The following is a 24,660-nucleotide window of genomic DNA, read 5'->3' on the forward strand; positions in this document are numbered from 1 at the left end:
CCCGATCTCTGGGGCCAAAACGAAAAAACGCCGCCACCCGATTCGCCATGGGCAAATGAGGTGAGCGACGTCTTTGTCGTAGGTGGGGTAACCGCCGTTGGTTACCTGTGTGGATTACTTAGCCAGATCTGTGCCAACAGCCTGGAGTGGGGGTCTAAGGAGATTGTTGTGGCGAGGGAGCTTGCTCCCGCTTGAGTGCGCAGCACTCACAAAACAGGTAAGGCAGCTGGATTTTATGGGGCCGCTTCGCAGCCCAGCGGGAGCAAGCTCCCTCGCCACAAAAGGTATGGAGTCAGCCAAGCAGTTCGCTCATGGCAATAATCTGCTCCGCCACCTGAATCAGCTTCTGCTGCCGGCTCATGGCCTGGCGGCGCATCAGGGTGTAGGCCTCTTCCTCGTTGCAGTCCTTCATTTTCATCAGCAGCCCTTTGGCCAGCTCGATGCGCTTGCGCTCGGCCAGTTGCTGGTCGCGGGCGTTGAGTTGGGCACGCAGGGCCTGGTCGCTTTCAAAGCGTGCCATGGCCACGTCGAGAATCGGCTGCAAGCGTTGTGCGTGAATGCCTTCGACGATGTAGGCACTGACCCCGGACTTGATCGCCTGGCGCATCACATCGGGATCATGTTCGTCGGTAAACATCACAATCGGCCGCGGTTGGTCGCGGCTCACGAGCACCACTTGCTCCATCACATCGCGGCTCGGTGACTCGGTATCGATCAGAATCACGTCCGGGCGCACCGTTTCGACGCGCGCGGGCAAGTCGATGGTCAGGCCGGATTCATCGATGACCTCGAACCCGGCCTCGGTCAGGGCCGCTTTCAGGCGACCGACTTTCTTCGCGGTGTCGTTGATCAGCAGGATACGCAACATATTCGCAGTCTCCTGTCAGCGGCTGGCGAGAAGGGGTGAGCTGTCGCTCATGGCGTGCAGCTTGAAACTGCGGGCGTAGCCGGTCGGGTCGGAGCCGTCCCAGATTTTGCCGTCGATCAACTGGCTGCTGCGCATTTCCTGGCTCCCGGCGGCAACCCCGACTGCGCTGGCGGCCTCACGGAACAAGTCTAGTTGCTGGACCTGACGGGCCACACCGAGGTAGTCCGGGTCGTCGCGCAACAAGCCCCAGCGGCGGAACTGGGTCATGAACCACATACCGTCGGACAAATACGGCAGGTTGACCTCACCGCTCGCATGGAAGCGCAGCGCGTGCGGGTCCTGCCAACGATTGCCGAGGCCATCGGCGTAGTCTCCGAGCAAGCGCGGTTCGATGCAATCGAGCGGCGCATCGAGGTATTCGGGCGCACTCAACAACTTCGCGGTGCTGCGGCGGTTTTCGCTGCTGTCTTCGATGAAGCGACTGGCTTCGAGGATCGCCATCACCAGCGCCCGGGCGGTGTTGGGATATTGCTCGACAAAAGCGCGGGTGCAACCGAGAACTTTTTCCGGGTGATCGGGCCAGATGCTTTGGCTCGTCGCCATCGTGAACCCCAGATTCTGTTTCACCGCGCTGGCGGACCACGGCTCGCCGACGCAAAAGCCATCGATGCGCCCGGCTTGCAGGTGCGCGACCATTTGCGGCGGCGGCACCACTACGCTGTCGACGTCCTGCAACGGATGAATACCCTGACTCGCCAGCCAGTAATACAGCCACATGGCGTGTGTGCCGGTGGGAAATGTCTGGGCGAAGGTCAGTTTTGGGCGACTTTGGTGCACGTGCCGGTCCAGTGCTTCAGGACTGGTCACCCCCAAGGCTTGCAAGCCATGAGAAAGGTTGATGCTCTGGCCGTTCTGGTTCAGGCCCATGAGCACCGCCATGTCGGTCGACGCCACGCCACCGATGCCCAAATGCACGGCGTAAATCAGGCCGTACAGGCTGTGGGCGGCGTCGAGTTCGCCGCTGACCAGTTTGTCCCGCAAGTTAGCCCAGGACGACTGGCGCTTGAGGTTCAGGGTCAGGCCGTAAGGCTGTGCGAAACCCTGCGTAGCCGCGACCACCACCGAGGCGCAGTCACTCAGGGCCATGAAGCCCAGATTGATTTCGGTCTTTTCCGGGGCATCGCTGCCATTGACCCAGGCCAATGGACCCGTTGTGGTTTCATTCATGGCTGAACACCTTTCAAAAAAAAGCGTCGTACCGGGCTGCTTGCCAGGGCAAGGCCAAGTGACGACGCCTTTGTCTTTCGACTCATCCCGTCGTTGGCATGAGTGCTGATGCCAGTGATGGTGCAAGGCATATGCCATCGCCCGCTGATTTTGTTGCGCGCCTCGCTTGCGACCGCGATGCCCGGCTATAATCGCCGCCTCATTTCGCCGCCATTCGAGTCAAAACCGCCCATGTACACCCTGGCCCGTCAGCTGTTGTTCAAACTTTCCCCGGAAACCTCCCACGATCTGTCCCTGGACCTGATCGGCGCGGGCGGGCGTTTGGGCCTCAACGGCTTGCTGTGCAAGGCGCCGGCGAAAATGCCGGTGAACGTCATGGGGCTGGAGTTTCCGAACCCGGTAGGGTTGGCGGCCGGTCTGGACAAGAACGGCGCGGCCATCGACGGTTTCGCCCAGCTGGGTTTCGGCTTCGTCGAAATCGGCACCATCACCCCGCGTCCGCAGCCCGGCAACCCGAAACCACGGATTTTCCGTCTGCCGGATGCAGAGGCGATCATCAACCGCATGGGTTTCAACAACCTCGGCGTCGATCACCTGCTGGCCCGCGTGGCGGCGGCCAAGTACAAGGGCGTGCTGGGCATCAACATCGGCAAGAACTTCGATACCCCGGTTGAACGCGCGGTCGACGATTACCTGATCTGCCTGGACAAGGTCTACGCCCACGCCAGCTACGTGACGGTCAACGTCAGCTCGCCGAACACCCCGGGCCTACGCAGCCTGCAGTTCGGCGATTCGCTCAAGCAATTGCTCGCCGATCTGGCGACCCGTCGCGCGGAACTGGCGTTGCGCCACGGCAAACATGTACCGCTGGCGATCAAGATCGCGCCGGACATGACCGATGAAGAAACCGCGCAGGTCGCGCAGGCGTTGATCGAAACCGGGATGGACGCAGTGATTGCCACCAACACCACCCTGAGCCGCGTGGGCGTCGAAGGCATGGAGCACGGTGACGAGGCGGGCGGTCTTTCCGGCGCACCGGTTCGCGACAAGAGCACCCACACCGTGAAGGTACTGGCCGCAGAACTGGCCGGCCGCTTGCCGATCATCGCCGTGGGCGGCATCACCGAAGGCAAGCACGCGGCCGAGAAAATCGCTGCGGGCGCGAGCCTGGTGCAGCTTTACTCCGGCTTTATCTACAAAGGCCCGGCGCTGATTCGCGAGTCCGTCGACGCTATCGCCGCCCTACGCTGAACCCTGTAGGAGCGAGCCTTTGTGGCGAGGGAGCTTGCTCCCGCTCGGCTGCGAAGCAGTCGTGTTTTTCCTGACTTACAAGGTTGACTGTATTGGGGCCGCTTCGCAGCCCAGCGGGAGCAAGCTCCCTCGCCACAAAAGCGATTTCACTCGCGTAAGTTTTCAGCAGGCATAAAAAAGGGCTCCTCGAAGGAGCCCCTGGGCCGGAGCCCGCCGCCCGGATGGGGCGTGCGTGGTAAGTCGTTACGTAATCAGATTGTCGTGTCGGAGTGTGTGCCCTGTGTTAGCCGACGGCGTGAAGTTCGTTGAGTCTATGGATTCCCGCAGTGCCGGTCATACCGTCCCAGTTGTCGCCGCGTCCTTCTCGCCAGCCGTTAATCCAGGCTTGACGTACCGACGGTAGAGTAAATGGGCAAAGCTCACGGGATTTGCCACCAACGCCATATTGATATCCGCGCAAAAATGCTCTTTCCAACGGATCACGCTTAAGTCTTCTCATAGGGTGTTGCCCTCACTTGTTGACTGTATTTATCGCGTCGACCTCAATTGAGGTCTGGCAGAAAAAATCCTGCCGTTGGGGCTCGCTGCCGGCGTCGCGAGCCAAGGTGTTGACGCCGTTGCGACGTCAACCTGTGTTGAGTTCTAACCAATGCGTCACATCGAGGGAATGATCGTTTTGTCATAAGAACGTAACCAGAAAGATGCTAAGGCCATAAGTAACGCGATGTTTGTCCCGTGTTTATTGGTCAAAGCCCTGTATGATCGGCCCCCCGCAGGATGATGGGGTTAATCCTTTAGTGAGAATGGCTCCTGTTGAGCAGGATGACTATTCGACGAAGGGTCGACTTATGACATTTTGTTGCTTCAACTTTTTTATCTGCCCGTGCATCTAAGCTCTTCTAACCTGAGCAGCACGGGTGGGACGGCACACCTTCGTGCCACGCGGGCGCTCTTTTAGAAAAGCGCCTGATTGAAAACCGGGCCGGCAATGCGTTGCCGGTTCACTTAGAAAGGCTCTGAAATTCCAATGTCCGATCAATTCGAAATCTTCCTCACTTGCCCAAAAGGCCTTGAAGGCCTGCTCATCGAGGAAGCCGTCGGGCTTGGCCTTGAAGAAGCGCGTGAGCACACTTCGGCCGTGCGCGGCATGGCCACCATGGAAACCGCTTATCGCCTGTGCCTGTGGTCGCGTCTGGCGAACCGGGTGCTGCTGGTGCTCAAGCGGTTCCCGATGAAAGACGCCGAAGACCTGTACCACGGCGTGCTCGACATCGAGTGGCAAGACCACATGCTCAATGACGGCACCCTGGCCGTCGAGTTCAGCGGTCACGGCTCGGGCATCGACAACACTCACTTCGGCGCCCTGAAAGTCAAAGACGCCATCGTCGACAAACTGCGCACCCCGCAAGGCGACCGTCCGTCCATCGACAAACTCAACCCGGACCTGCGCATTCACCTGCGCCTGGACCGTGGTGAAGCGATCCTCTCCCTCGACCTCTCCGGCCACAGCCTGCACCAGCGCGGTTATCGCTTGCAGCAGGGCGCGGCACCGCTGAAGGAAAACCTCGCGGCCGCGATCCTGATTCGTTCCGGCTGGCCACGCATTGCGGCCGATGGCGGCGCACTGGCTGACCCAATGTGCGGTGTTGGTACGTTCCTCGTCGAAGCGGCAATGATCGCCGCCGATATGGCGCCGAACCTGCGTCGCGAGCAGTGGGGCTTTACCGCCTGGCTCGGTCACGTCCCGGCGCTGTGGAAAAAACTGCACGAAGAAGCGACCGAACGCGCCGCCGCCGGTCTGGCCAAGCCACCGCTGTGGATTCGCGGTTACGAAGCCGACCCGCGCCTGATTCAACCGGGCCGCAACAACGTCGAGCGTGCGGGCCTGAGCGAGTGGATCAAGATCTACCAGGGCGAAGTCGGCACGTTCGAGCCGCGTCCGGACCAGAACCAAAAAGGCCTTGTGATCTGCAACCCTCCGTACGGCGAGCGTCTGGGCGACGAGGCGAGCCTGCTCTACCTCTACCAGAACCTTGGCGAGCGTCTGCGTCAGGCGTGCCTGAACTGGGAAGCGGCGGTGTTCACTGGCGCGCCGGACCTGGGCAAGCGCATGGGCATCCGCAGCCACAAACAGTATTCGTTCTGGAACGGCGCCTTGCCGTGCAAATTGCTGCTGATCAAAGTCACGCCGGACCAGTTCGTCACCGGCGAGCGTCGCACCCCGGAACAGCGTCAGGTCGAGCGCGAGCAGGCGGAATACGATCAAGCGCCGAACGAGCCGCAGGAACGCCAGTACAACAAAAACGGTAACCCGATCAAACCGGCCGCGGCACCCGCTCCGGTGATCGAGCAACCGCGCTTGAGTGAAGGTGGGCAGATGTTTGCCAACCGCCTGCAAAAGAACCTCAAGGCCCTGGGCAAGTGGGTCAAGCGTGAAGGTATCGACTGCTACCGCGTCTACGATGCCGACATGCCGGAATATTCCATGGCCATCGACCTGTATCAGGATTGGGTCCACGTCCAGGAATACGCCGCGCCGAAATCCATCGACCCGGAAAAAGCCTCGGCGCGCATGTTTGACGCCCTGGCGGCCATTCCCCAGGCGTTGAACATCGACAAGAACCGCGTGGTGGTCAAGCGCCGCGAGCGTCAGAGCGGCACCAAGCAGTACGAACGCCAGGCGGCGCAGGGCAAGTTCGTCGAGGTCAACGAAGGCGGCGTGAAGCTGCTGGTCAACCTCACGGACTACCTCGACACCGGGCTGTTCCTCGACCACCGCCCAATGCGCATGCGCATCCAGAAAGAGGCGGCCGGCAAGCGCTTCCTCAACCTGTATAGCTACACCGCGACGGCCAGCGTTCACGCGGCCAAGGGCGGCGCGCGCAGCACCACCAGCGTCGACCTGTCGAAAACTTATCTGGACTGGGCGCGTCGCAACCTGTCGCTGAACGGTTTCTCTGACAAAAACCGTCTGGAGCAGGGTGACGTGATGGCGTGGCTCGACGCCTGCCGTGACGAATACGACCTGATCTTCATCGACCCGCCGACGTTCTCCAACTCCAAGCGCATGGAAGGGATCTTCGACGTGCAGCGCGACCAGGTGCAGTTGATCGACCTGGCCATGGCGCGCCTGGCGCCGGGTGGCGTGTTGTACTTCTCCAACAACTTCCGCAAGTTCACGCTCGAGGAAAACCTCACCGAGCGTTATGCCGTTGAAGAAATCACCGCCCAGACCATCGATCCGGATTTCGCCCGTAACGGCAAGATCCACCGTGCCTGGAAAATCACCGCCCGTTGACAGATGAATGATTGGATCCACAGAGCCTTGATTTTTAAAGGCTCTTTGGTTCTTTCTGTGCTGGTCAAATTAGTGGCTAATAGCTATAACTCAACTCATGGCCAATGGGCTTCCCCGCACCTGGCGTTTTGAGTTGCGTTTATGTCGTTGCACGCCGTGCGCCCGAAGATCCTGGGATTTATCAGTGAAGACGTCTCGGCCTGGCTGGTCGCGCTGCTGGTATTGGTCGTCGGCGGGATTCTTACCGGCTTGCTCGCCTGGTCGTCACTGAATCTGTTTCACCATCAATTACGGCAACGTTTCCAGCTGCTCGCCAGCGAACGTTACAGCCGCATCGAAGAACGTTTCGAAGATCAGGAACAGCGCCTCGACGGCCTGCGCCGGTTCTTCGCCAACTCCGAGTCGGTCTCCCGCGAGGAGTTCGACGGCTACACCCAACCGCTGCTGCACCGCACCGAGGCGTATTCATTCGCTGCGCGGGTGACCCGTGATGAGCGGGCGGCGTTTGAGCGCAAGGTGCGCGAAGAGGGGTTTAGCGACTTCACCCTTCGTGAGCTCAATGCCGACGGCCAATTGCAATTGGCCGCCGAACGGGATGAGTACGTCGCGGTGCTTTACAGCCAGACCCGAAGCCGGCTCGGCTCGCCGCTCGGGTACGACTTGTTCGCCCAGCCGTTGCGTCGCGCCACCCTGGAACGGGCAGACAAGCTGGGCGGCATGGCCGTCTCGCAACCGATGCATCTGGTCGGCATCGAGCCGGCCTATGCGCGGGGCGTGCTGCTGGTGGCGCCGGTGAAACGTCAGAGTGACGTGGCCGCGGCGACCACGAAGCCCTACGGATATGTCATGGCCGTGATCAGCATGCGCCAGCTGTTGGCGGACGGGCTGCCGGAGTCCAGTTATGACTATCTCTCGGTGCGCATCCTCGATCTGTCCACCGACGATCAGCACGAAGTGCTCTACGAGTCCTACAACTCGCCTGCGGCCAGCGAATTGTCCGCGACACGCCTGCTACGTCTGGCCGACCACGACTATCAAGTCGACATCCTGCCCAGCGAAGCCTTTCTGAAAGCCAACCATTCCTCGGTGACCAGCCTGGTGGTACTCGGTGGCTTGCTCAGTGTGCTGCTCAGTTCGTTGCTTTACGTGCTGGTCAGCCAACGCCAGCGTGCGCTGAGAATGGTCGAGCAGCGCACCCAGGAGTTGCACGCCCGCGAGCAGGAATTGCGCGGCACTCACGGCCAGTTGCGCGGCGTGCTGGATGCTGCGACGCAAGTGGCGATCATTGCCACCGACCTGCGGGGCGTCATCAGCACGTTCAACGCCGGGGCCGAGCAAATGCTGGGTTACTCCAGCGCTGAAGTGGTGGGTCGCATGACCCTGGAAAACCTGCACTTTCCCCGGGAGCTGGTCGCACGCTCGGCGGAGTTGAGTGCGCGCTATGGCAAGCCGATTCCGACCTGTCAGGCGATGTTGGTCGAAGGGGGAGAGGAAGGGGGTCACGAAGCGCGGGAGTGGACGCTGGTTCGTCAGGATGGCAGCCATCTGGCCGTGAACATGCTCGCGACCCCGGTACTCGACGAGCAAGGTCTGTGGGTCGGGCATCTGGCAATCTGCATCGACATCACTGAACGCAAGCGCGTTCACGAAGCCCTGGCCGCGCGCGACCTGTTGCTGAAAAAACTCAGCGCTCATGTGCCCGGTGGCATTTATCAATTCAAGATGGAATTCGACGGTCGCTTCAGCGTGATCTACGCCAGCGACGGGATTCGCGAGATCTACGAACTCGAACCGGACGTTCTGTTGTTCAATGCCGAAGCAATTTTCACGCGGATTCATCCACAGGACACGACTCGCGTGCGTGCCTCGATCCGCGCGTCGGCGGATACGCTCAGCCCGTGGCGCGAGGAATACCGTGTGCAACTGCCTCAGCGCGGCCTGCGCTGGGTTCGCGGCGAGGCGACTCCGGAGGAACTGCCGGGTGGTGGCGTGCTCTGGCATGGCTACATTTCCGATATTTCCGATCTGAAGCGAGTGGAAGAAGAGCTGCGGGCGCTGTCGATCACCGATTCTCTGACCGGGATCCACAACCGCCGCTATTTCCAGGAGCGGCTGACCACCGAAATGGCCCGGGTCGAGCGTGGTGGTGGCGAGTTGTCGGTGATCATGCTCGACATTGACCACTTCAAACGCATCAATGACCTGCATGGCCACGCCGTGGGCGATCGAGTGTTGCAGGTCGTGTGCGAGCGCATCAGTCTTCGCCTGCGGCGCACCGACGTGTTCTGTCGTCTGGGGGGCGAGGAATTCATGGTGCTGTGCCCGGACATCGACGGCGAACAGGCTCACGTGCTGGCCTTGCAACTGTGGCAAGGATTGCGCAGTTCACCGATCGAAGGCGTGGGGACCGTGACCGCCAGTTTCGGGATTGCCAGTTGGCGAGTCGGAGAGGGCGCGGATGCATTGTTGCTGCGAGCGGATTCGGGGGTTTACGCGGCGAAGCAGGCGGGACGGGATCGAGTGGTAGCACAAACCAGCTAAGGTCATGCAAAACCCCTGTAGGAGCGAGCCACAAAGGCTCACTCCCACATTAGGATCTATGGTGTTTGGAGGATCGGGGGTTAGAGCACCGACGCCGTTTCCGGCACTTTCGGCTGGCGATACAGGTCCAGCAGTACCTGATCCAGCACCGACGAGGCGCCAAACGGGGCTTTGTCGTTGAGGATCGCCACCACCGCCCAGGTGTTGCCATTGACGTCACGGCTGAAGCCGGAGATCGCGCGCACGGTGTTCAGGGTGCCGGTCTTGACGTGGGCTTCGCCGCGCATCGCGGTGGTCTTCAGGCGTTTGCGCATGGTGCCGTCGGTGCCGGCAATCGGCATCGAACTGATGAACTCGGCGGAGTACGGGCTGCGCCACGCCGCTTGCAGCATCGCCGCCATTTCACGGGCGCTCACACGTTCTGCACGGGACAGGCCGGAGCCGTTCTCCATCACCAGGTGCGGCGCGGTGATGCCTTTCTTCGCCAGCCATTGACGCACCACACGCTGGGCAGCCCTGGCGTCGTCACCGTCGGCGTCGGTGCGGAATTTCTGGCCCAGGCTCAGGAACAACTGCTGAGCCATGGTGTTGTTGCTGTACTTGTTAATGTCGCGAATGATTTCCGCCAGATCCGGCGAGTAGGCGCGAGCCAGGACCTTGGCGTCTTTCGGCGTGGGCGCCAGAACATCCTTGCCCTGAATGCTGCCGCCCAGTTCTTTCCAGATCGCCCGCACGGCACCCGCCGTGTAGGTCGCATGGTCGAGCAACGACAAGTAAGTCTGCGAGCTGCAGCCTTCGCCCAACTGCCCGCCGACGGTCACGGTGACGCTGCCATCGGCCTGGGTCACCGGGTTGTAACGTACGCCACCGGTGCATTGCTTGGAGTTGACGGCTTTGACCTGGTTTTCGATGCGGATGCTGGCAATCGGCGGCTCTACCGAGATCAGCACCCGGCCGTTGTCGTTGCGCGCGACGAAGCGCAGGGCCTTGAGGTTGACCAGCAGCGAGTCGGGTTTGACCAGGAACGGTTTGTTCTCGTCATTACCGTCATCGTTGAATTCCGGCAGTTGCGGTTGCACGAAGAAATTGCGGTCCAGCACCAGATCGCCGGTGACTTGCGTCACACCGTTGGCCCGGAGGTCGCGCATCAGCAGCCAGAGTTTTTCCATGTTCAGTTTCGGATCGCCGCCACCCTTGAGGTAGAGGTTGCCGTTGAGGATGCCGCCGCTGAGGGTGCCGTCGGTGTAGAACTCGGTTTTCCACTGGTGGTTCGGGCCGAGCATTTCCAGCGCGGCATAGGTGGTCACCAGTTTCATGGTCGAGGCCGGGTTGACCGAAACGTCAGCGTTGTAGATGGTCGGGGTGCCCGGGCCGTTCAACGGAATCATCACCAGCGACAGGGCGTTGTCCGGAAGCTTGCTGGCCTTGAGGGCTTTTTCGACGTTGGGTGACAGACCGGTGTTGATGGGGGCGGCGGAAACGGAGAAGGCCAGTGGGAGAAGGAAACCGGCCAGCAACAATGGACGCAAAGATTTGATCATGTGAAATAAAACCCTACATTCGAGGGGAAAAAAGACGAGGGCATGAAGATAAATTCCCTCAGTGGTCATGAAAGTGTCGGCATTATGCCCCAAGGTGTAACGGCTTGTGCCTTGCCGTGGCCCTCTAATCCGCAATTTTTTTACCGGCGGTAGGCGTAGCGCTGCCGAGAGACGGGCAATCAGCGCCTTAAACTGCTAAAGTGCCGCCCGTTATTACTTATGAGGATTGTTCCAATGGCGACTAACCGTTCCCAGCGTCTGCGCAAAAAACTGTGCGTCGATGAATTTCAAGAGCTGGGTTTCGAGCTGAACCTGGATTTCAAAGAAGATTTGGCTGATGAAGCCATTGATGCTTTCCTCGACGCGTTCCTGAAAGAAGCCATGGAAGCCAACGGTCTGGGCTATGTTGGCGGCGACGACTTCGGTCTGGTTTGCCTGCAGAAGCGTGGCTCGGTGTCCGAAGAGCAGCGTGCTGCTGTTGAAGCCTGGCTCAAAGGCCGCAGCGAACTGACCGAAGCAACCGTCAGCCCGCTGATCGACGTCTGGTACCCGGAAAAGCCGATCAATCCGGTAGCTTGATGTCATAGCTTGATGTCATAAAAGAAGCGGCGACCCAAGGGTCGCCGTTTTTTTATGTCCGGAAGAGCAAACGCAGCCTCGTTTCACTCGACAGCTGCTACAGAGTGAAACGAGGCTGCGTTTTTCAGGCCTTACGCCAATTCAGAATCACCAACGTCAACACCCCCGCCACAATCCCCCAGAACGCCGAACCAATGGAAAACAGCGTCAGCCCTGACGCCGTGACCATAAAGGTAATTAACGCAGCCTCACGTTCCTTCACTTCGGTCATGGCAATGCTCAGGCCATTGATGATCGAGCCGAACAACGCCAGCGCCGCAATCGACAGCACCAACTCTTTGGGCAGCGCGGCGAACAACGCCGCCAGCGTCGCGCCGAACACCCCGGCAATCCCGTAGAAAATCCCGCACCAGACCGCCGCCGTGTAACGCTTGTTACGATCCTCGTGGGCATGCGGCCCGGTGCAGATCGCCGCGCTGATCGCCGCGAGGTTGATCCCGTGGGAGCCGAACGGCGCCAGCAGTAACGAGGCGATGCCGGTGGTGGTGATCAGCGGTGAGGCCGGCACGGTGTAGCCGTCAGCGCGCAATACGGCGATGCCGGGCATATTTTGCGAAGTCATCGCCACCACGAACAGCGGAATACCGATGCTGATGGTCGCGGCCAGGGAGAAGTGCGGCGTGGTCCAGACCGGCGTCGCCACTTCCAGATGGAAACCGCTGAAATCCAGCAACCCCATGAACCCCGACAGCGCTGTGCCGATCAGCAACGCTGCAAGCACCGCATAACGCGGCGACAGGCGCTTGACCAGTAGATAAGTGAAGAACATTCCCAAGACAAGCCCGGTGCGATGTTGGGCGGCGACGAAGATCTCGCTGCCGATCTTGAACAGAATCCCCGCCAGCAACGCTGCGGCCAATGACGCCGGGATCTTTTTCACCAGGCGTTCGAAGCTGCCGGTCAGGCCGCAAATGGTCACCAGCACCGCGCAGGTAATGTAGGCGCCGATGGCTTCGCCGTAGGTCACGCCGCCCAGACTTGTGATCAGCAACGCCGCGCCGGGGGTCGACCAGGCGATGGTGATCGGCGTGCGATACCGCAGGGACAGGCCGATCGAGCACACCGCCATGCCAATCGAGATCGCCCAGATCCACGACGAAATCTGCTCACTGGTCAGGCCCGCCGCTTGTCCGGCCTGAAACATCAGGACAAGGGAGCTGGTGTAGCCGGTCATCATCGCGATGAAGCCGGCGACGATTGCCGACGGTGACGTATCGGCCAAGGGGCGGAGCTGCGTGTGCGTGGCGTCGTTCATGACAGCGGTGTTCCTTATGGCTAACGGTGAATTCAGTGCGGCTTTTGTGGCGAGGGAGCTTGCTCCCGCTCGGCGGCTAAGCCGTCGTAAACCCTGTTAACACGTTTTGATTGAAGCTGCGCTCAGGTTGGTTTTGGGGCCGCTTCGCAGCCCAGCGGGAGCAAGCTCCCTCGCCACAGAGTTTGTACGGATCTCAAATTTATGGATTCAAGCCTAAACTCAAAAGTAACCAACCGTTGCGATACAGCAGAAGCGACAAACAGCCGTACAGTCGTGTTGCCACCATCCATTGTGTACAATCGCGGTGTTTTTTACGCGATACTTGCCAGCGACCCACTGTGCCGTATTACAGTCACGGTCAATTCGCCGCAGTTCTCCCGACTCGAGTGCCCATGAACGAACAGTTGCAGCCCCTTAAGAAACAACCGCGAGCAGGCAAAGCCGGCCGCAGCGGCACCCAGGACGATATTGTCTACGCGCATATCTTCGAGGCCATCCTCGAACAGCGTCTGGCGCCCGGCACCAAGTTGAGCGAAGAAGCGCTGGGGGAAATTTTCGGGGTCAGTCGCACCATCATTCGCCGCGCGCTGTCGCGCCTGGCCCATGAGGGCGTCGTGCTGCTGCGTCCGAATCGCGGCGCCGTCGTTGCCAGCCCGAGTGTCGAAGAGGCGCGTCAGGTGTTCCTGGCACGGCGTCTGGTAGAACGCGCGATCACTGAACTGGCGGTTCAGCACGCTACCGCCGAGCAGATTGCCGAGTTGCGGCAGATGGTCAACGACGAACGCGACAGCTTCTCCCGTGGCGATCGCGGCGCCGGTATCCGTCTGTCGGGCGAGTTTCACCTGAAACTGGCCGAAGCGGCGAAGAATGCACCGCTGATCAGCTTCCAGCGCAGCCTGGTGTCGCAGACTTCGTTGATCATTGCCCAGTACGAAAGCGGCAACCGTTCCCACTGTTCGTACGATGAACACACCCAACTGATCGACGCCATCGAAGCGCGTAACGGTGAGTTGGCGGTGAACCTGATGATGCATCACATGGATCACATCGACAGCAAACTCAACCTAGACGAAGAAAGCGCGTCGGATGATTTGCATGCGGTGTTTTCGCATTTGTTGCAGACCAAGAAGCCGGGGCGGCCAGCGGTCAAGATCTAATACCGCGTCGCGCCCATCGCGGGCAAGCCACGCTCCCACAGGATGGATGTCGGTCGCACGATCATCGCAATCCTGTGGGAGCGTGGCTTGCCCGCGATGGCGGTCTCAAAGGCAATAAAAAAATCCCCCGCAACCATCGATTGCGGGGGATTTTTTATGCCCGAAGAAAACTAGCGCTGATGCACCTGATTCCCCGCCGCATACGTCTGCAGAACAGTCCGGTCATCCCCCAACGTCATCAACACAAACAACGTCTCGGCAATGTTATTGGCCTGCTTCAAGCGATAGCTAAGCAACGGCGTGGCGTTGTAATCGAGCACCAGGAAGTCCGCGTCGGTGCCGGGCTTCAGGGTACCGATCTTGTCTTCCAGACGCAGCGCACGCGCACCGCCGAGGGTTGCCAGATACAGCGATTTGAACGGGCTCAGTCGCGCGCCTTGCATCTGCATGACCTTATAGGCTTCGTTCAACGTTTGCAGCAGCGAAAAACTGGTGCCGCCGCCAACGTCCGTGCCCAGGCCGACATTCAGTTTGTGCTTCTCGGCCATCGGCAGGTTGAACAGGCCGCTGCCGAGGAAAAAGTTTGAGGTCGGGCAGAACGCGATCGCCGAACCGGTTTCCGCCAGCCGCGCGCACTCGTCGTCGCACAGGTGCACGCCGTGGGCGAACACCGAGCGCTCGCCCAGCAATTGGTAGTGATCGTAGACGTCCAGATAACCCTTGCGCTCCGGGAACAGTTCCTTGACCCACTCGACTTCCTTCAGGTTTTCGCTGATGTGGGTCTGCATGTACAGGTCCGGGTATTCGCTGAGCAACTGGCCGGCGAGGGTCAGTTGTTCCGGGGTGCTGGTCGGAGCGAAGCGCGGCGTCACCGCGTAATGCAGGCGACCCTTGCCGTGCCAGCGCTCGATCAGCGCCTTGCTTTCCACGTAGCTGGATTCGGCGGTGTCGGTCAGGTAGTCGGGCGCGTTGCGGTCCATCATCACCTTGCCGGCAATCATCCGCAGGTCCAGCTGTTCGGCGGCTTCGAAGAACGAGTTCACCGACTGCGGGTGCACGCTGCCAAACACCAGGGCAGTGGTGGTGCCGTTGCGTAGCAGTTCCTTGATGAAAATGTCCGCGACTTCATCGGCGTGAGCCTTGTCGGCGAACTGGCTTTCGCACGGGAAGGTGTAGGTGTTGAGCCAGTCCAGCAACTGCTCGCCGTAGGCCCCGACCATGCCGGTTTGCGGCAAGTGAATGTGGGTGTCGATGAAGCCGGGGGTGATCAACGCGTCCTGATAATGCGTAATCTCGATGTCGGCCGGCAGGGTCGGCAGCAATTCGCTGGCGTGACCGAGGGCGCTGATCTGGCCGTTATCGACCACCAGCAGGCCGTCTTCGAAATACTCATACGAGGCTTCTATACCCACTTCGGCAGGGTCGGCGATGCTGTGCAGGATGGCGGCGCGGTAGGCTTTGCGAGTCAGAGGCATAAAATTTCTCAATTCGTGGCTTGGCTGCGGCGTGAAGCAGGCAGCAGTTTGGCAATCGATGTTCCGGCGTTGGCAGTTTGCTGGCCGAAACTGGCGTTATAAGTGGCGATGATTTCGCCGGCGATGGAGATGGCGATTTCCACAGGCAACTTGCCTTTGACTTCGCCGATGCCCATCGGGCAGCGCATGCGTTGCAGCACGGCGCTGTCGAAACCACGGTCACGCAAGCGGTGTTCGAACTTCACCCGTTTGGTCTTCGAACCGATCAGGCCGAAGTAGGTGAAGTCGTTGCGTTTGAGGATCGCGGCGGTGAGTTCGAGGTCGAGCTGGTGGTTGTGGGTCATGACGATGCAGTAGCTGCCGGCGGGCAGGTTGTCGATTTCATCCACCGGTTCTTCGGCAACGATTTTACGGATGCCGTGGGGGATCTGTTCGGGGAATTCCGCTTCCCGCGAATCGATCCAGCGCACCCGGCAGGGCAGGCTGGCGAGCAGCGGCACTAATGCGCGGCCGACATGGCCAGCACCGAATACCGCTATCTGCGCCTGAACCTGGCCCATCGGTTCGAACAGCAACACGGTCACGCCGCCGCAGCACTGGCCCAGGCTGGCGCCGAGGCTGAAGCGCTCCAGGTGCGTGTCTTGCTTGCCGCTGGCGAGCATCTCGCGGCCGATCTGAATGGCCTTGTATTCAAGGTGCCCGCCACCGATGGTATCGAAGGCCTGGGTGGCGCTGATGACCATTTTCGAGCCGGCATTGCGCGGCGTCGAGCCGAGCTCTTCGATGATGGTCACCAACACGCAGGGTTCACCCTGGGATTGCAGGTCGGCGAGGGCGTCGATCCAGTTGTACATATTCACCTCAACATCTCTGTTGTCTGTTCGGGCCTCATCGCCAGCAGGCTAGCTCCCACATTGTTTTGTGGTGTCCACACATTTTGGATTCCCCGCGAACCCTGTGGGAGCTAGCCTGCTAGCGATTGGCCGCGCCTCGGTATCAGAGCGAAGCCAACTCGACTTCGGTTTCGGCAGCCTTCGCCGCCTTCAACTGCCGCATCTGCTCACACCCCCACAACACCCGCTCCGGCGTCGCCGGCGCATCGATTTTCGGCTGATGCTTGTAGTCGCCCAGGCTGGCCACCGCATCCTTGATCGCACACCACGACGCGATGCCGAGCATGAACGGAGGCTCACCCACGGCCTTGGAATGGAACACCGTGTCTTCCGGGTTCTTGCGGTTTTCCACCAGCTTCACCCGCAGGTCCAGCGGCATGTCTGCCACGGCGGGGATTTTGTAGCTGGCCGGGCCGTTGGTCATCAGTTTGCCTTTGTTGTTCCACACCAGCTCTTCCATGGTCAGCCACCCCATGCCCTGGATGAAACCGCCCTCGACCTGGCCGATGTCGATGGCCGGGTTAAGCGAGTCGCCGACGTCGTGGAGGATGTCGGTACGGAGCATTTTGTACTCGCCGGTCAGGGTGTCGATGATCACCTCGCAACAGGCTGCACCGAAGGCGTAGTAGTAGAACGGCCGACCACGGGCCTGACTGCGGTCGTAGAAGATTTTCGGGGTCTTGTAGAAGCCGGTGCTCGACAGCGACACCTGGGCGAAATACGCCTGCTGGATCAGCGCTTCAAACGTCAGGATGTGATCGCGAACGCGCACGTGGCCGTTGTGGAATTCCACGTCTTCTTCGCTGACCTTGTACTGCCGCGCTGCGAATTCCACGAGGCGTTTCTTGATGATTTCAGCCGCGTTCTGTGCCGCTTTACCATTCAGGTCGGCGCCGCTGGAAGCGGCCGTCGGCGAGGTGTTTGGCACCTTGTCGGTGTTGGTCGCGGTGATCTGCACCCGGTCCATTTCAACCTGGAACACTTCGGCCACCACCTGGGCAACCTTGGTGTTCAAACCCTGGCCCATTTCAGTGCCGCCATGGTTCAGGTGGATGCTGCCGTCGGTGTAGACGTGGACCAGCGCGCCGGCCTGGTTGAGGAAGCTGGCGGTGAAGGAAATGCCGAATTTCACCGGGGTCAGCGCCAGGCCTTTTTTCAGGATCGGGCTGTTGGCGTTGTAGCGACGGATCGCTTCGCGGCGCTCGGCGTACTGGCTGCTTTCTTCCAGTTCGGCGGTCATTTCCTCAAGCATGTTGTGCTCGACGGTCTGGTAGTAATGAGTGACGTTACGCTCGGTCTTGCCATAGTAGTTGGCCTTGCGCACCGCCAGTGGGTCGAGGGCCAGATGGCGAGCAATCGCGTCCATCACTTCTTCGATGGCGACCATGCCTTGCGGGCCGCCGAAGCCACGGTAAGCAGTGTTCGACGCGGTGTTGGTCTTGCAGCGGTGACCGTTGATGGTCGCATCGCCCAGGTAGTACGAGTTGTCGGCGTGGAACATCGCGCGATCGACAATCGAGTTCGACAGGTCCGGCGAGCAGCCGCAGTTACCCGCCAGTTCCAGCTGGATGCCGTGTAGGCGCCCGCTGTCGTCGAAGCCCACGTCGTACTCGACGTAGAACGGGTGACGCTTGCCGGTCATCAGCATGTCTTCAACACGCGGAAGGCGCATTTTGGTCGGCTGGCCGGTCAGGCGCGCAATCACCGCGCACAGGCAGGCCGGGCTGGCAGCCTGGGTTTCCTTGCCACCAAAACCACCGCCCATACGGCGCATGTCGACGACGATTTTGTTCATCGACACGTCCAGCACTTCGGCCACCAGTTTCTGTACTTCAGTGGGGTTCTGCGTGGAGCAGTAGACGATCATCCCGCCGTCTTCAGTCGGCATCACCGACGAGATCTGGGTTTCGAGGTAGAAGTGCTCCTGGCCGCCGATGTGCAGCGTGCCCTGGATACGATTTTTTGCTGTCGTCAACGCGCCCGCCGAATCACCGCGCTCATGGGTGTGGCTGTCCAGCACGAAATGCTTTTTGCGAAAGGCCTCGACTACGTCCAGCACCGGTTCCAGGTCTTCGTATTCGATCACCGCGGCCATGGCGGCTTTGCGTGCGGTCTCCAGGTCACGGGCGGCGACGGCCATGACCACCTGACCGACGAACTGTACGGTGTCGATGGCCAGCAACGGGTCACCGGGCATCAGCGGGCCGATGTCTTTCAGACCCGGTACATCCTCGTGGGTGATAGCGATACGCACGCCTTCAAAGGCGTAGCACGGCTTGGTGTCGATGCTGATAATTTTCGCGTGGGCACGGTCCGACAGGCGTGCGTAAACGTGCAGCTGATTGGGGAATTCCAGTCGGTCGTCGATGTACTGCGCTTCGCCGGACACATGCTTGGCGGCGCTGTCGTGCTTGACGCTGCGGCCGACACCGGTGGTCAGGTCCTTGGCGAACAGTTCAGCCAGTTCGGCCTGGGTCTTCTCTACGGCGTGATGGTTAGACATAAGCGGTCACCCGAGTCTCGATGTGCGGCGTTTGCAGTTCGATGAAGTATTTGCGCAGCAGGTTCTGCGCGCTGAGCAGGCGGTATTCCTTGCTGGCGCGGAAGTCCGAGAGCGGCGTGAAATCTTCGGCCAGTGCGGCGCAGGCACGCTCGACGGTGGCGTTGTTGAACGGCGCGCCGAGCAATACGGTTTCGCAGTTATTCGCGCGTTTCGGAATCGCGGCCATGCCGCCGAACGCCACGCGGGCATCCGCGATGACACCGTTGTCGATGCGCAGGTTGAACGCCGCGCAGACCGCGGAAATATCATCGTCCAGACGCTTGGAAACCTTGTACGCCCGGAACAGTTGTTCGGCACTGGCGCGGGGCACGATGATCTTCTCGATGAACTCGCTTTCCTGACGAGCCGTTACGCGGTAATCGATGAAGTAATCTTCAAGGGCCATCGTGCGGCGGGTTTCGCCTTTGCACAAAACGATCTGCGCGCCCAACGCGATTAGCAGCGGTGGCGAGTCACCGATTGGCGAGGCGTTGCCGATGTTGCCGCCGAGGGTGCCTTGGTTGCGGATCTGCAAGGAAGCGAAGCGTTGCAGCAATTCGCCGAAATCCGGGTACTCGGCTTTCAGGGCTTCGTAGCAATCGGAAAGGGCAGTTGCGGCGCCGATTTCCAGGCGGTCGTCGAAGCGTTCGATGCGCTTCATCTCGGCGACATTGCCGACGTAGATCATCACCGGCAGCGTGCGATGAAACTGGGTGACTTCCAGCGCCAGATCCGTACCGCCTGCCAGCAGCCGGGCCTGTGGATAAGCATCGTAGAGGTCGGCCAGATCGGCCACAGTCAGCGGCACCAGGCAGCGCTTGTCGCCACTGTTGAGTTCACCGATGTCGGTAGGGGCGATGGCTTTCAGGCGAGCGATGGTGTCGGCTTCGCGAGCATCGAACTGATCCGGCTGTTTGCCGCAGCAGGACTGCTCGGCGGCTTGCAGAATCGGCCGATAACCGGTGCAGCGGCAGAGGTTGCCGGCCAGCGCTTCGTGCGCTTTATGCGAGTCCGGTTGATCACTGTTCTTTTGCAGCGCGAACAACGACATCACGAAGCCCGGGGTGCAGAAGCCGCATTGCGAGCCGTGGCACTCGACCATGGCTTTCTGCACGCTGTGCAGTTCGCCTTTGTGCTTGAGGTCTTCGACGCTGATCAGTTGTTTGCCGTGCAATGACGAAACGAACGTCAGGCACGAGTTGAGGCTGCGATAGCGAATGTGTTCGCGGCCATCGTCATCCGTTTGCAGCTCGCCGACCACCACGGTGCAGGCGCCACAGTCACCGCTGGCGCAGCCTTCTTTGGTGCCGGGTTTGCCCACATGGTCGCGCAGATAATTGAGCACGGTCAGGTTTGGGTCCAGGGCGTGCTCGCTACGGAGTTCCTGGTTAAGTAAAAACTGGATCACGGAAGGCCTCGCAGACTCATTATTGTTGTTAACCGACTTGAACCGAATTTATCAGGTCTGACTTTGCGGTCAATGATTTTCTGACTTAAAGGTCAGGAAAGCATGTTTTGTCGATCAACGACTCGTTCCTTCATTATTGACCCTCGCGGGTTAGCCTGCTTTTTGCTTGATTCGTGCCAAAAACCGCTGAGTGGGCACTCCGCCATGACCCTTCATGTGCGCTACACTGCGCCGCTTGTGCAGATCGAAGAGTTTGAAGGACAACCATGACGTTCAAGGCGCCGGACAGCCTCGCCGAGCAAATTGCTCACCACCTCGCCGAACGCATCATTCGTGGCGAAATGAAGCCCGGGGAGCGCATCCAGGAACAGAAGGTCACGCTGGCCCTCAATGTCAGCCGCGGATCGGTCCGTGAGGCCTTGCTGATCCTTGAGCGCCGCCACCTGATCGCGATCCTGCCGCGACGCGGTGCCCACGTGACCGAACTCACCGCCCACAAGGTGCAGAGCCTGTGCACGCTGATGAGCGAGCTGTACATCCTGCTCGGTAATGCCGTCGCCAAGGGCTGGCAAGTCCAGGCTGACATGGCGCCGTTCGTGCAGATTCAGCAGCGCCTGGCCGCCAGCTACGAGCGTCAGGACATCCGCACCTTCGTCGATGACAGCTTCAACGTGATGCGCGCCGCGTATCCGTTCGCCAACAATCCGTACTTGCAGGAAACCGTCGAGAATCTGCAGCCGGCCATGAGCCGCGCGTATTTCCTCGCCCTGGACCAGCGCAAGGCATCGATGAGCGAGTTCCTCGAACTGTTCGAACGTTTGCTCGCCGCCGTACTGGCCCGTGACTTTCCGCAGATCCGCGAAGTGCTGACGGCCTATGCCCAGCGCAGCTGCGATCTGGTGGTTTCTGCCCTGACGGACGCTTAAGCGTGCGGCTCAAGTGCATAAAACTGGCAGGGTTCAAATCCTTCGTCGACCCGACCACGGTGAACTTCCCCAGCAACATGGCGGCCGTGGTCGGGCCCAATGGCTGCGGCAAGTCGAACATCATCGACGCCGTTCGCTGGGTGATGGGCGAAAGTTCGGCGAAGAACTTGCGCGGCGAGTCGATGACCGACGTCATCTTCAACGGCTCGACCAGCCGTAAGCCAGTCAGTCAGGCGAGTATCGAGCTGGTGTTCGATAACTCCGACGGCACCCTGCTTGGCGAATACGCCGCCTATGCGGAAATTTCCATTCGCCGCAAAGTGACCCGCGACAGCCAGACCACCTACTACCTCAACGGCACCAAATGCCGTCGTCGCGACATCACCGACATCTTCCTCGGCACCGGCCTGGGCCCGCGCAGCTATTCGATCATCGAGCAGGGGATGATCTCCAAGCTGATCGAGTCCAAGCCCGAAGACCTGCGTAACTTCATCGAAGAAGCGGCCGGCATCTCCAAGTACAAGGAACGTCGGCGCGAGACCGAGAACCGCATTCGCCGCACCCACGAAAACCTGGCCCGCCTTACCGACCTGCGCGAAGAGCTTGAGCGTCAGTTGGAGCGTTTGCACCGCCAGGCCGAGGCTGCCAAGAAGTATCAGGAATACAAAGGCGAGGAGCGTCAGCTCAAGGCCCAGCTGTCGGCCCTGCGCTGGCAGGCGTTGAACGAGCAGGTCGGGCAGCGCGAAGCGGTCATCGGTAATCAGGAAGTCACCTTCGAAGCCTTGGTCGCCGAGCAACGTAACGCCGACGCCAGCATCGAACGCTTCCGTGACGGGCACCATGACCTGTCAGAGCGCTTCAATCTGGTGCAGGGACGCTTCTATTCGGTCGGCGGCGACATCGCCCGGGTCGAGCAGAGCATTCAGCACGGCCAGCAACGCCTGCGCCAATTGCAGGACGATCTGAAAGAAGCCGAGCGCGCGCGTCTGGAAACCGAATCGCACCTGGGCCACGACCGCACGTTGCTGCTGACCCTCGGCGAAGAGCTGGACATGCTCACACCGGAGCAGGAAGTCACCAGCGCCGCCGCCGAAGAAGCCGCCGCCGCGCTGGAAGAATCCGAAACCACCATGCACGGCTGGCAAGAACAGTGGGACACGTTCAACCTGACCGCCGCCGAGCCGCGTCGTCAATCAGAAGTTCAGCAGTCTCGCATCCAGCAACTCGAAACCAGCATGGAGCGATTGGCCGATCGACAGAAGCGCCTCGGCGAAGAGCGCGCGTTGCTCTCGGCGGACCCGGAAGATGCAGCGATCATGGAGCTCAGCGAGCAACTGGCCGCGAGCGAAGCGACCCTCGAAGATTTGCAGGCCAGCGAAGAAGCTCAGGTCGAGCGCCTTGAGCAACTGCGTCAGGAATTGCAGTTGGCCCTGCAAAATCAACAACAGGCCCAAGGCGATTTGCAGCGCCTCAACGGTCGCCTCGCGTCCCTTGAAGCCTTGCAGCAAGCCGCGCTCGATCCGGGCACCGGCACCGCTGAATGGCTGCGCGAACAGCATCTGGCAGACCGTCCGCGTCTGGCCGAAGGCCTGAAGGTTGAAGCGGGTTGGGAGCTGGCGGTGGAAACCGTGCTCGGCGCCGACCTGCAAGCGGTGCTGGTGGATGACTTCGGCGATTTCGACCTGGCCGGTTTTGCTCAGGGCGATTTGCGTTTGCTCAGCCCGGCGAGCGATGGCGTGCGCGTGCCCGGCAGCCTGCTCGATAAAGTCGAAGCACAGATCGATCTGTCGCCTTGGTTGGGGCAGGTCAAACCGGTCGAAAGCCTCGAACAGGCGTTGGCGTTGCGCGGTCAGTTGGCCGCCGGCCAGAGTTTGATCAGTCGCGACGGCTATTGGGTCGGTCGACACTTTCTGCGTGTCCGTCGGGCCAGCGAAGCGGAAAGCGGGGTGCTCGCTCGTGGTCAGGAAATCCAGCGTCTGAGCATAGAGCGCGAAGAGCGCGAAGCCACGGTCGAAACCCTGGAAACCCGACTTCAAAATCTCAGGGCGCAGCAGCGTCAGCAGGAAAACGGCCGCGAACATTTGCGTCGTTTGCTGCAAGACGAAGCGCGTCAACAAGGCGAATTGAAAGCCCAGTTGTCTGCCGGCAAAGCCAAGGTTGAACAACTGACGTTGCGCCGGACGCGGCTCGATGAAGAACTCACCGAGCTGGCCGAGCAGCGCGCGCTGGAGCACGAAAACATCGGCGAAGCGCGCCTGCAATTGCAGGACGCCCTTGACGCCATGGCGCTGGACACCGAGCAACGCGAGTTGCTGCTGGCCCAGCGCGACAGCCTGCGCGAGCGACTTGATCGGGTGCGTCAAGAGGCCCGGCAGCACAAGGATCACGCCCATCAATTGGCGGTGCGTCTGGGCTCGCTCAAGGCGCAACACGACTCCACGCGTCAGGCGCTGGAGCGGCTGGAAATGCAGTCCGAGCGCCTGACCGAAAAGCGCGAACAGCTAAGCCTCAATCTGGAGGAGGGCGAAGCGCCGTTGGAAGAACTGCGCCTGAAACTCGAAGAGTTGCTCGACAAGCGCATGACCGTCGACGAAGAACTGAAGACGGCGCAGATCGCGCTGGAAGACTCTGACCGTGAATTGCGCGATGCGGAAAAACGTCGCAACCAGGCCGAGCAGCAATCGCAGTTGATTCGTGGGCAGATGGAAACCCAGCGCATGGAATGGCAAGCCCTGACCGTGCGCCGCAAGACCCTTGAAGATCAGTTGCTGGAAGACGGCTACGACCTGCACGGCGTGCTCGCCACGCTGACAGCCGAGGCCAGCGAGAAGGACGCCGAAGAAGAACTCGAACGCATTGCCGCGCGCATTCAGCGCCTCGGTGCGATCAACTTGGCGGCCATCGACGAATACACGCAACAATCCGAGCGTAAACGTTATCTGGATGCGCAGAACGACGATCTGGTGGAAGCGCTGGACACGCTTGAAAACGTAATTCGCAAAATCGACAAGGAAACCCGAAACCGTTTCAAAGATACCTTTGATCAGATCAATGGCGGTTTACAGGCGTTATTCCCAAAAGTTTTCGGTGGGGGACGCGCGTATTTGGAACTGACGGGCGAAGATCTACTCGATACAGGGGTAACGATCATGGCGCAGCCGCCAGGAAAGAAGAACAGCACCATCCATTTGCTCTCTGGTGGCGAAAAAGCCCTGACCGCATTGGCCCTGGTATTTGCCATCTTCAAGTTGAATCCGGCGCCGTTCTGCATGCTCGATGAAGTGGATGCGCCATTGGATGACGCTAACGTTGGACGCTACGCACGGCTGGTCAAAGAGATGTCGCAGACGGTGCAGTTCATCTATATCACCCACAACAAGATCGCCATGGAAATGGCCGAGCAATTGATGGGTGTGACGATGCATGAACCGGGTTGTTCGCGTTTGGTGGCAGTGGATGTCGAGGAGGCGATGGCGATGGTGGAGGCCTGAGTCGGCGCTTGTAGGGCAAGTATTTTTAGTCTGTAGGACTTTTTTACCTGCCTCGACTTGCTGGCCAATCGACATATTCGCGCAAGCCAATGTGACAGACGGTGTAAAGTTACCTTTGGTCGTGCTAGTTTAATGTCAATTTTTCGTA

Annotated in this window: 16 protein-coding genes; 7 read left to right on the forward strand and 9 right to left on the reverse strand. The window is 60.3% G+C overall.

Going from position 1 to position 24,660, the window contains the following annotated elements; translation table 11 throughout:
• Window positions 1-292: 292 nt before the first annotated feature.
• Window positions 293-868, reverse strand: coding sequence for an ANTAR domain-containing response regulator (locus ACYZT8_RS09310; protein WP_008146285.1), 576 nt, complete (start codon window positions 866-868; stop codon window positions 293-295).
• 15 nt (window positions 869-883) lie between these two features.
• Window positions 884-2,095, reverse strand: a complete 1,212-nt coding sequence (locus ACYZT8_RS09315; protein ID WP_461980502.1) for a CmpA/NrtA family ABC transporter substrate-binding protein — start codon at window positions 2,093-2,095, stop codon at window positions 884-886.
• Between the two features lie 231 nt (window positions 2,096-2,326).
• Between ACYZT8_RS09315 and ACYZT8_RS09320 the strand changes: the two genes are divergently transcribed.
• Entirely contained in the window at window positions 2,327-3,346 is a 1,020-nt protein-coding gene (locus ACYZT8_RS09320; RefSeq protein ID WP_131060000.1) for a quinone-dependent dihydroorotate dehydrogenase, read from the forward strand.
• Window positions 3,347-3,629: 283 nt separating this feature from the next.
• On the opposite strand, the gene rmf is transcribed toward ACYZT8_RS09320, so the two are convergent.
• Entirely contained in the window at window positions 3,630-3,845 is a 216-nt protein-coding gene (rmf, locus tag ACYZT8_RS09325; protein ID WP_003223300.1) for a ribosome modulation factor, read from the reverse strand.
• Between the two features lie 528 nt (window positions 3,846-4,373).
• On the opposite strand from rmf, the gene rlmKL reads away from it, so the two are divergent.
• Window positions 4,374-6,644: a bifunctional 23S rRNA (guanine(2069)-N(7))-methyltransferase RlmK/23S rRNA (guanine(2445)-N(2))-methyltransferase RlmL gene (gene rlmKL / locus ACYZT8_RS09330; protein WP_461980504.1), complete on the forward strand. Its 2,271-nt coding sequence runs from the start codon at window positions 4,374-4,376 to the stop codon at window positions 6,642-6,644.
• 141 nt (window positions 6,645-6,785) lie between these two features.
• Window positions 6,786-9,185 carry a sensor domain-containing diguanylate cyclase gene (locus ACYZT8_RS09335; protein ID WP_461980506.1) on the forward strand — a complete coding sequence of 800 codons (2,400 nt, stop codon included), beginning with the start codon at window positions 6,786-6,788 and terminating at the stop codon, window positions 9,183-9,185.
• Between the two features lie 80 nt (window positions 9,186-9,265).
• On the opposite strand, the gene dacB is transcribed toward ACYZT8_RS09335, so the two are convergent.
• Window positions 9,266-10,726 (reverse strand): D-alanyl-D-alanine carboxypeptidase/D-alanyl-D-alanine endopeptidase, encoded by a 1,461-nt coding sequence (gene dacB / locus ACYZT8_RS09340; RefSeq protein ID WP_461980508.1) that lies wholly within the window; start codon window positions 10,724-10,726, stop codon window positions 9,266-9,268.
• A 234-nt stretch (window positions 10,727-10,960) separates the two neighbouring features.
• Between dacB and ACYZT8_RS09345 the strand changes: the two genes are divergently transcribed.
• A complete protein-coding gene (locus ACYZT8_RS09345; RefSeq protein WP_007896965.1) occupies window positions 10,961-11,305 on the forward strand; it encodes a YggL family protein in 345 nt (114 codons plus the stop codon).
• A 124-nt stretch (window positions 11,306-11,429) separates the two neighbouring features.
• Here the strand turns inward: ACYZT8_RS09345 and ACYZT8_RS09350 are convergent, their stop codons facing one another.
• Window positions 11,430-12,620: a benzoate/H(+) symporter BenE family transporter gene (locus ACYZT8_RS09350; protein WP_461980510.1), complete on the reverse strand. Its 1,191-nt coding sequence runs from the start codon at window positions 12,618-12,620 to the stop codon at window positions 11,430-11,432.
• Between the two features lie 392 nt (window positions 12,621-13,012).
• Between ACYZT8_RS09350 and ACYZT8_RS09355 the strand changes: the two genes are divergently transcribed.
• The gene (locus tag ACYZT8_RS09355; RefSeq protein WP_461980512.1) at window positions 13,013-13,777 is read left to right on the forward strand and encodes a GntR family transcriptional regulator; all 765 of its coding nucleotides are present in this window, start codon (window positions 13,013-13,015) and stop codon (window positions 13,775-13,777) included.
• A gap of 170 nt (window positions 13,778-13,947) precedes the next feature.
• On the opposite strand, the gene guaD is transcribed toward ACYZT8_RS09355, so the two are convergent.
• From guaD to xdhA, 4 genes are all read right to left on the reverse strand, one after another.
• Complete coding sequence (guaD, locus tag ACYZT8_RS09360) at window positions 13,948-15,252, reverse strand: guanine deaminase (protein ID WP_461980514.1); 1,305 nt, start codon at window positions 15,250-15,252, stop codon at window positions 13,948-13,950.
• Between the two features lie 8 nt (window positions 15,253-15,260).
• Window positions 15,261-16,106, reverse strand: a complete 846-nt coding sequence (gene xdhC, locus ACYZT8_RS09365; RefSeq protein WP_461980516.1) for a xanthine dehydrogenase accessory protein XdhC — start codon at window positions 16,104-16,106, stop codon at window positions 15,261-15,263.
• Between the two features lie 142 nt (window positions 16,107-16,248).
• Window positions 16,249-18,648 (reverse strand): xanthine dehydrogenase molybdopterin binding subunit, encoded by a 2,400-nt coding sequence (gene xdhB / locus ACYZT8_RS09370; protein WP_461980518.1) that lies wholly within the window; start codon window positions 18,646-18,648, stop codon window positions 16,249-16,251.
• Complete coding sequence (gene xdhA / locus ACYZT8_RS09375; protein ID WP_461980520.1) at window positions 18,641-20,095, reverse strand: xanthine dehydrogenase small subunit; 1,455 nt, start codon at window positions 20,093-20,095, stop codon at window positions 18,641-18,643. Before xdhA ends, xdhB begins: the two co-directional genes overlap by 8 nt.
• Before the next feature lie 266 nt (window positions 20,096-20,361).
• Between xdhA and ACYZT8_RS09380 the strand changes: the two genes are divergently transcribed.
• Both ACYZT8_RS09380 and smc read left to right on the forward strand, forming a co-directional pair.
• The gene (locus tag ACYZT8_RS09380; protein ID WP_461957980.1) at window positions 20,362-21,021 is read left to right on the forward strand and encodes a GntR family transcriptional regulator; all 660 of its coding nucleotides are present in this window, start codon (window positions 20,362-20,364) and stop codon (window positions 21,019-21,021) included.
• 2 nt (window positions 21,022-21,023) lie between these two features.
• Complete coding sequence (gene smc / locus ACYZT8_RS09385; RefSeq protein ID WP_461980522.1) at window positions 21,024-24,512, forward strand: chromosome segregation protein SMC; 3,489 nt, start codon at window positions 21,024-21,026, stop codon at window positions 24,510-24,512.
• Window positions 24,513-24,660 lie beyond the last annotated feature (148 nt).

Source organism: Pseudomonas sp. LB3P93 (genome assembly GCF_054898025.1).

What these genes read in the sequence shown, in the direction of transcription:
- ACYZT8_RS09350 (WP_461980510.1), bottom strand. Translation starts at nt 12,620, where the DNA reads ATGAACGACGCCACGCACACGCAGCTCCGCCCCTTGGCCGATACGTCA.
- rmf (WP_003223300.1), bottom strand. Translation starts at nt 3,845, where the DNA reads ATGAGAAGACTTAAGCGTGATCCGTTGGAAAGAGCATTTTTGCGCGGA.
- guaD (WP_461980514.1), bottom strand. Translation starts at nt 15,252, where the DNA reads ATGCCTCTGACTCGCAAAGCCTACCGCGCCGCCATCCTGCACAGCATC.
- dacB (WP_461980508.1), bottom strand. Translation starts at nt 10,726, where the DNA reads ATGATCAAATCTTTGCGTCCATTGTTGCTGGCCGGTTTCCTTCTCCCA.
- ACYZT8_RS09320 (WP_131060000.1), top strand. Translation starts at nt 2,327, where the DNA reads ATGTACACCCTGGCCCGTCAGCTGTTGTTCAAACTTTCCCCGGAAACC.
- rlmKL (WP_461980504.1), top strand. Translation starts at nt 4,374, where the DNA reads ATGTCCGATCAATTCGAAATCTTCCTCACTTGCCCAAAAGGCCTTGAA.
- xdhC (WP_461980516.1), bottom strand. Translation starts at nt 16,106, where the DNA reads ATGTACAACTGGATCGACGCCCTCGCCGACCTGCAATCCCAGGGTGAA.
- ACYZT8_RS09345 (WP_007896965.1), top strand. Translation starts at nt 10,961, where the DNA reads ATGGCGACTAACCGTTCCCAGCGTCTGCGCAAAAAACTGTGCGTCGAT.
- ACYZT8_RS09355 (WP_461980512.1), top strand. Translation starts at nt 13,013, where the DNA reads ATGAACGAACAGTTGCAGCCCCTTAAGAAACAACCGCGAGCAGGCAAA.
- xdhB (WP_461980518.1), bottom strand. Translation starts at nt 18,648, where the DNA reads ATGTCTAACCATCACGCCGTAGAGAAGACCCAGGCCGAACTGGCTGAA.
- ACYZT8_RS09335 (WP_461980506.1), top strand. Translation starts at nt 6,786, where the DNA reads ATGTCGTTGCACGCCGTGCGCCCGAAGATCCTGGGATTTATCAGTGAA.
- ACYZT8_RS09310 (WP_008146285.1), bottom strand. Translation starts at nt 868, where the DNA reads ATGTTGCGTATCCTGCTGATCAACGACACCGCGAAGAAAGTCGGTCGC.
- ACYZT8_RS09380 (WP_461957980.1), top strand. Translation starts at nt 20,362, where the DNA reads ATGACGTTCAAGGCGCCGGACAGCCTCGCCGAGCAAATTGCTCACCAC.
- ACYZT8_RS09315 (WP_461980502.1), bottom strand. Translation starts at nt 2,095, where the DNA reads ATGAATGAAACCACAACGGGTCCATTGGCCTGGGTCAATGGCAGCGAT.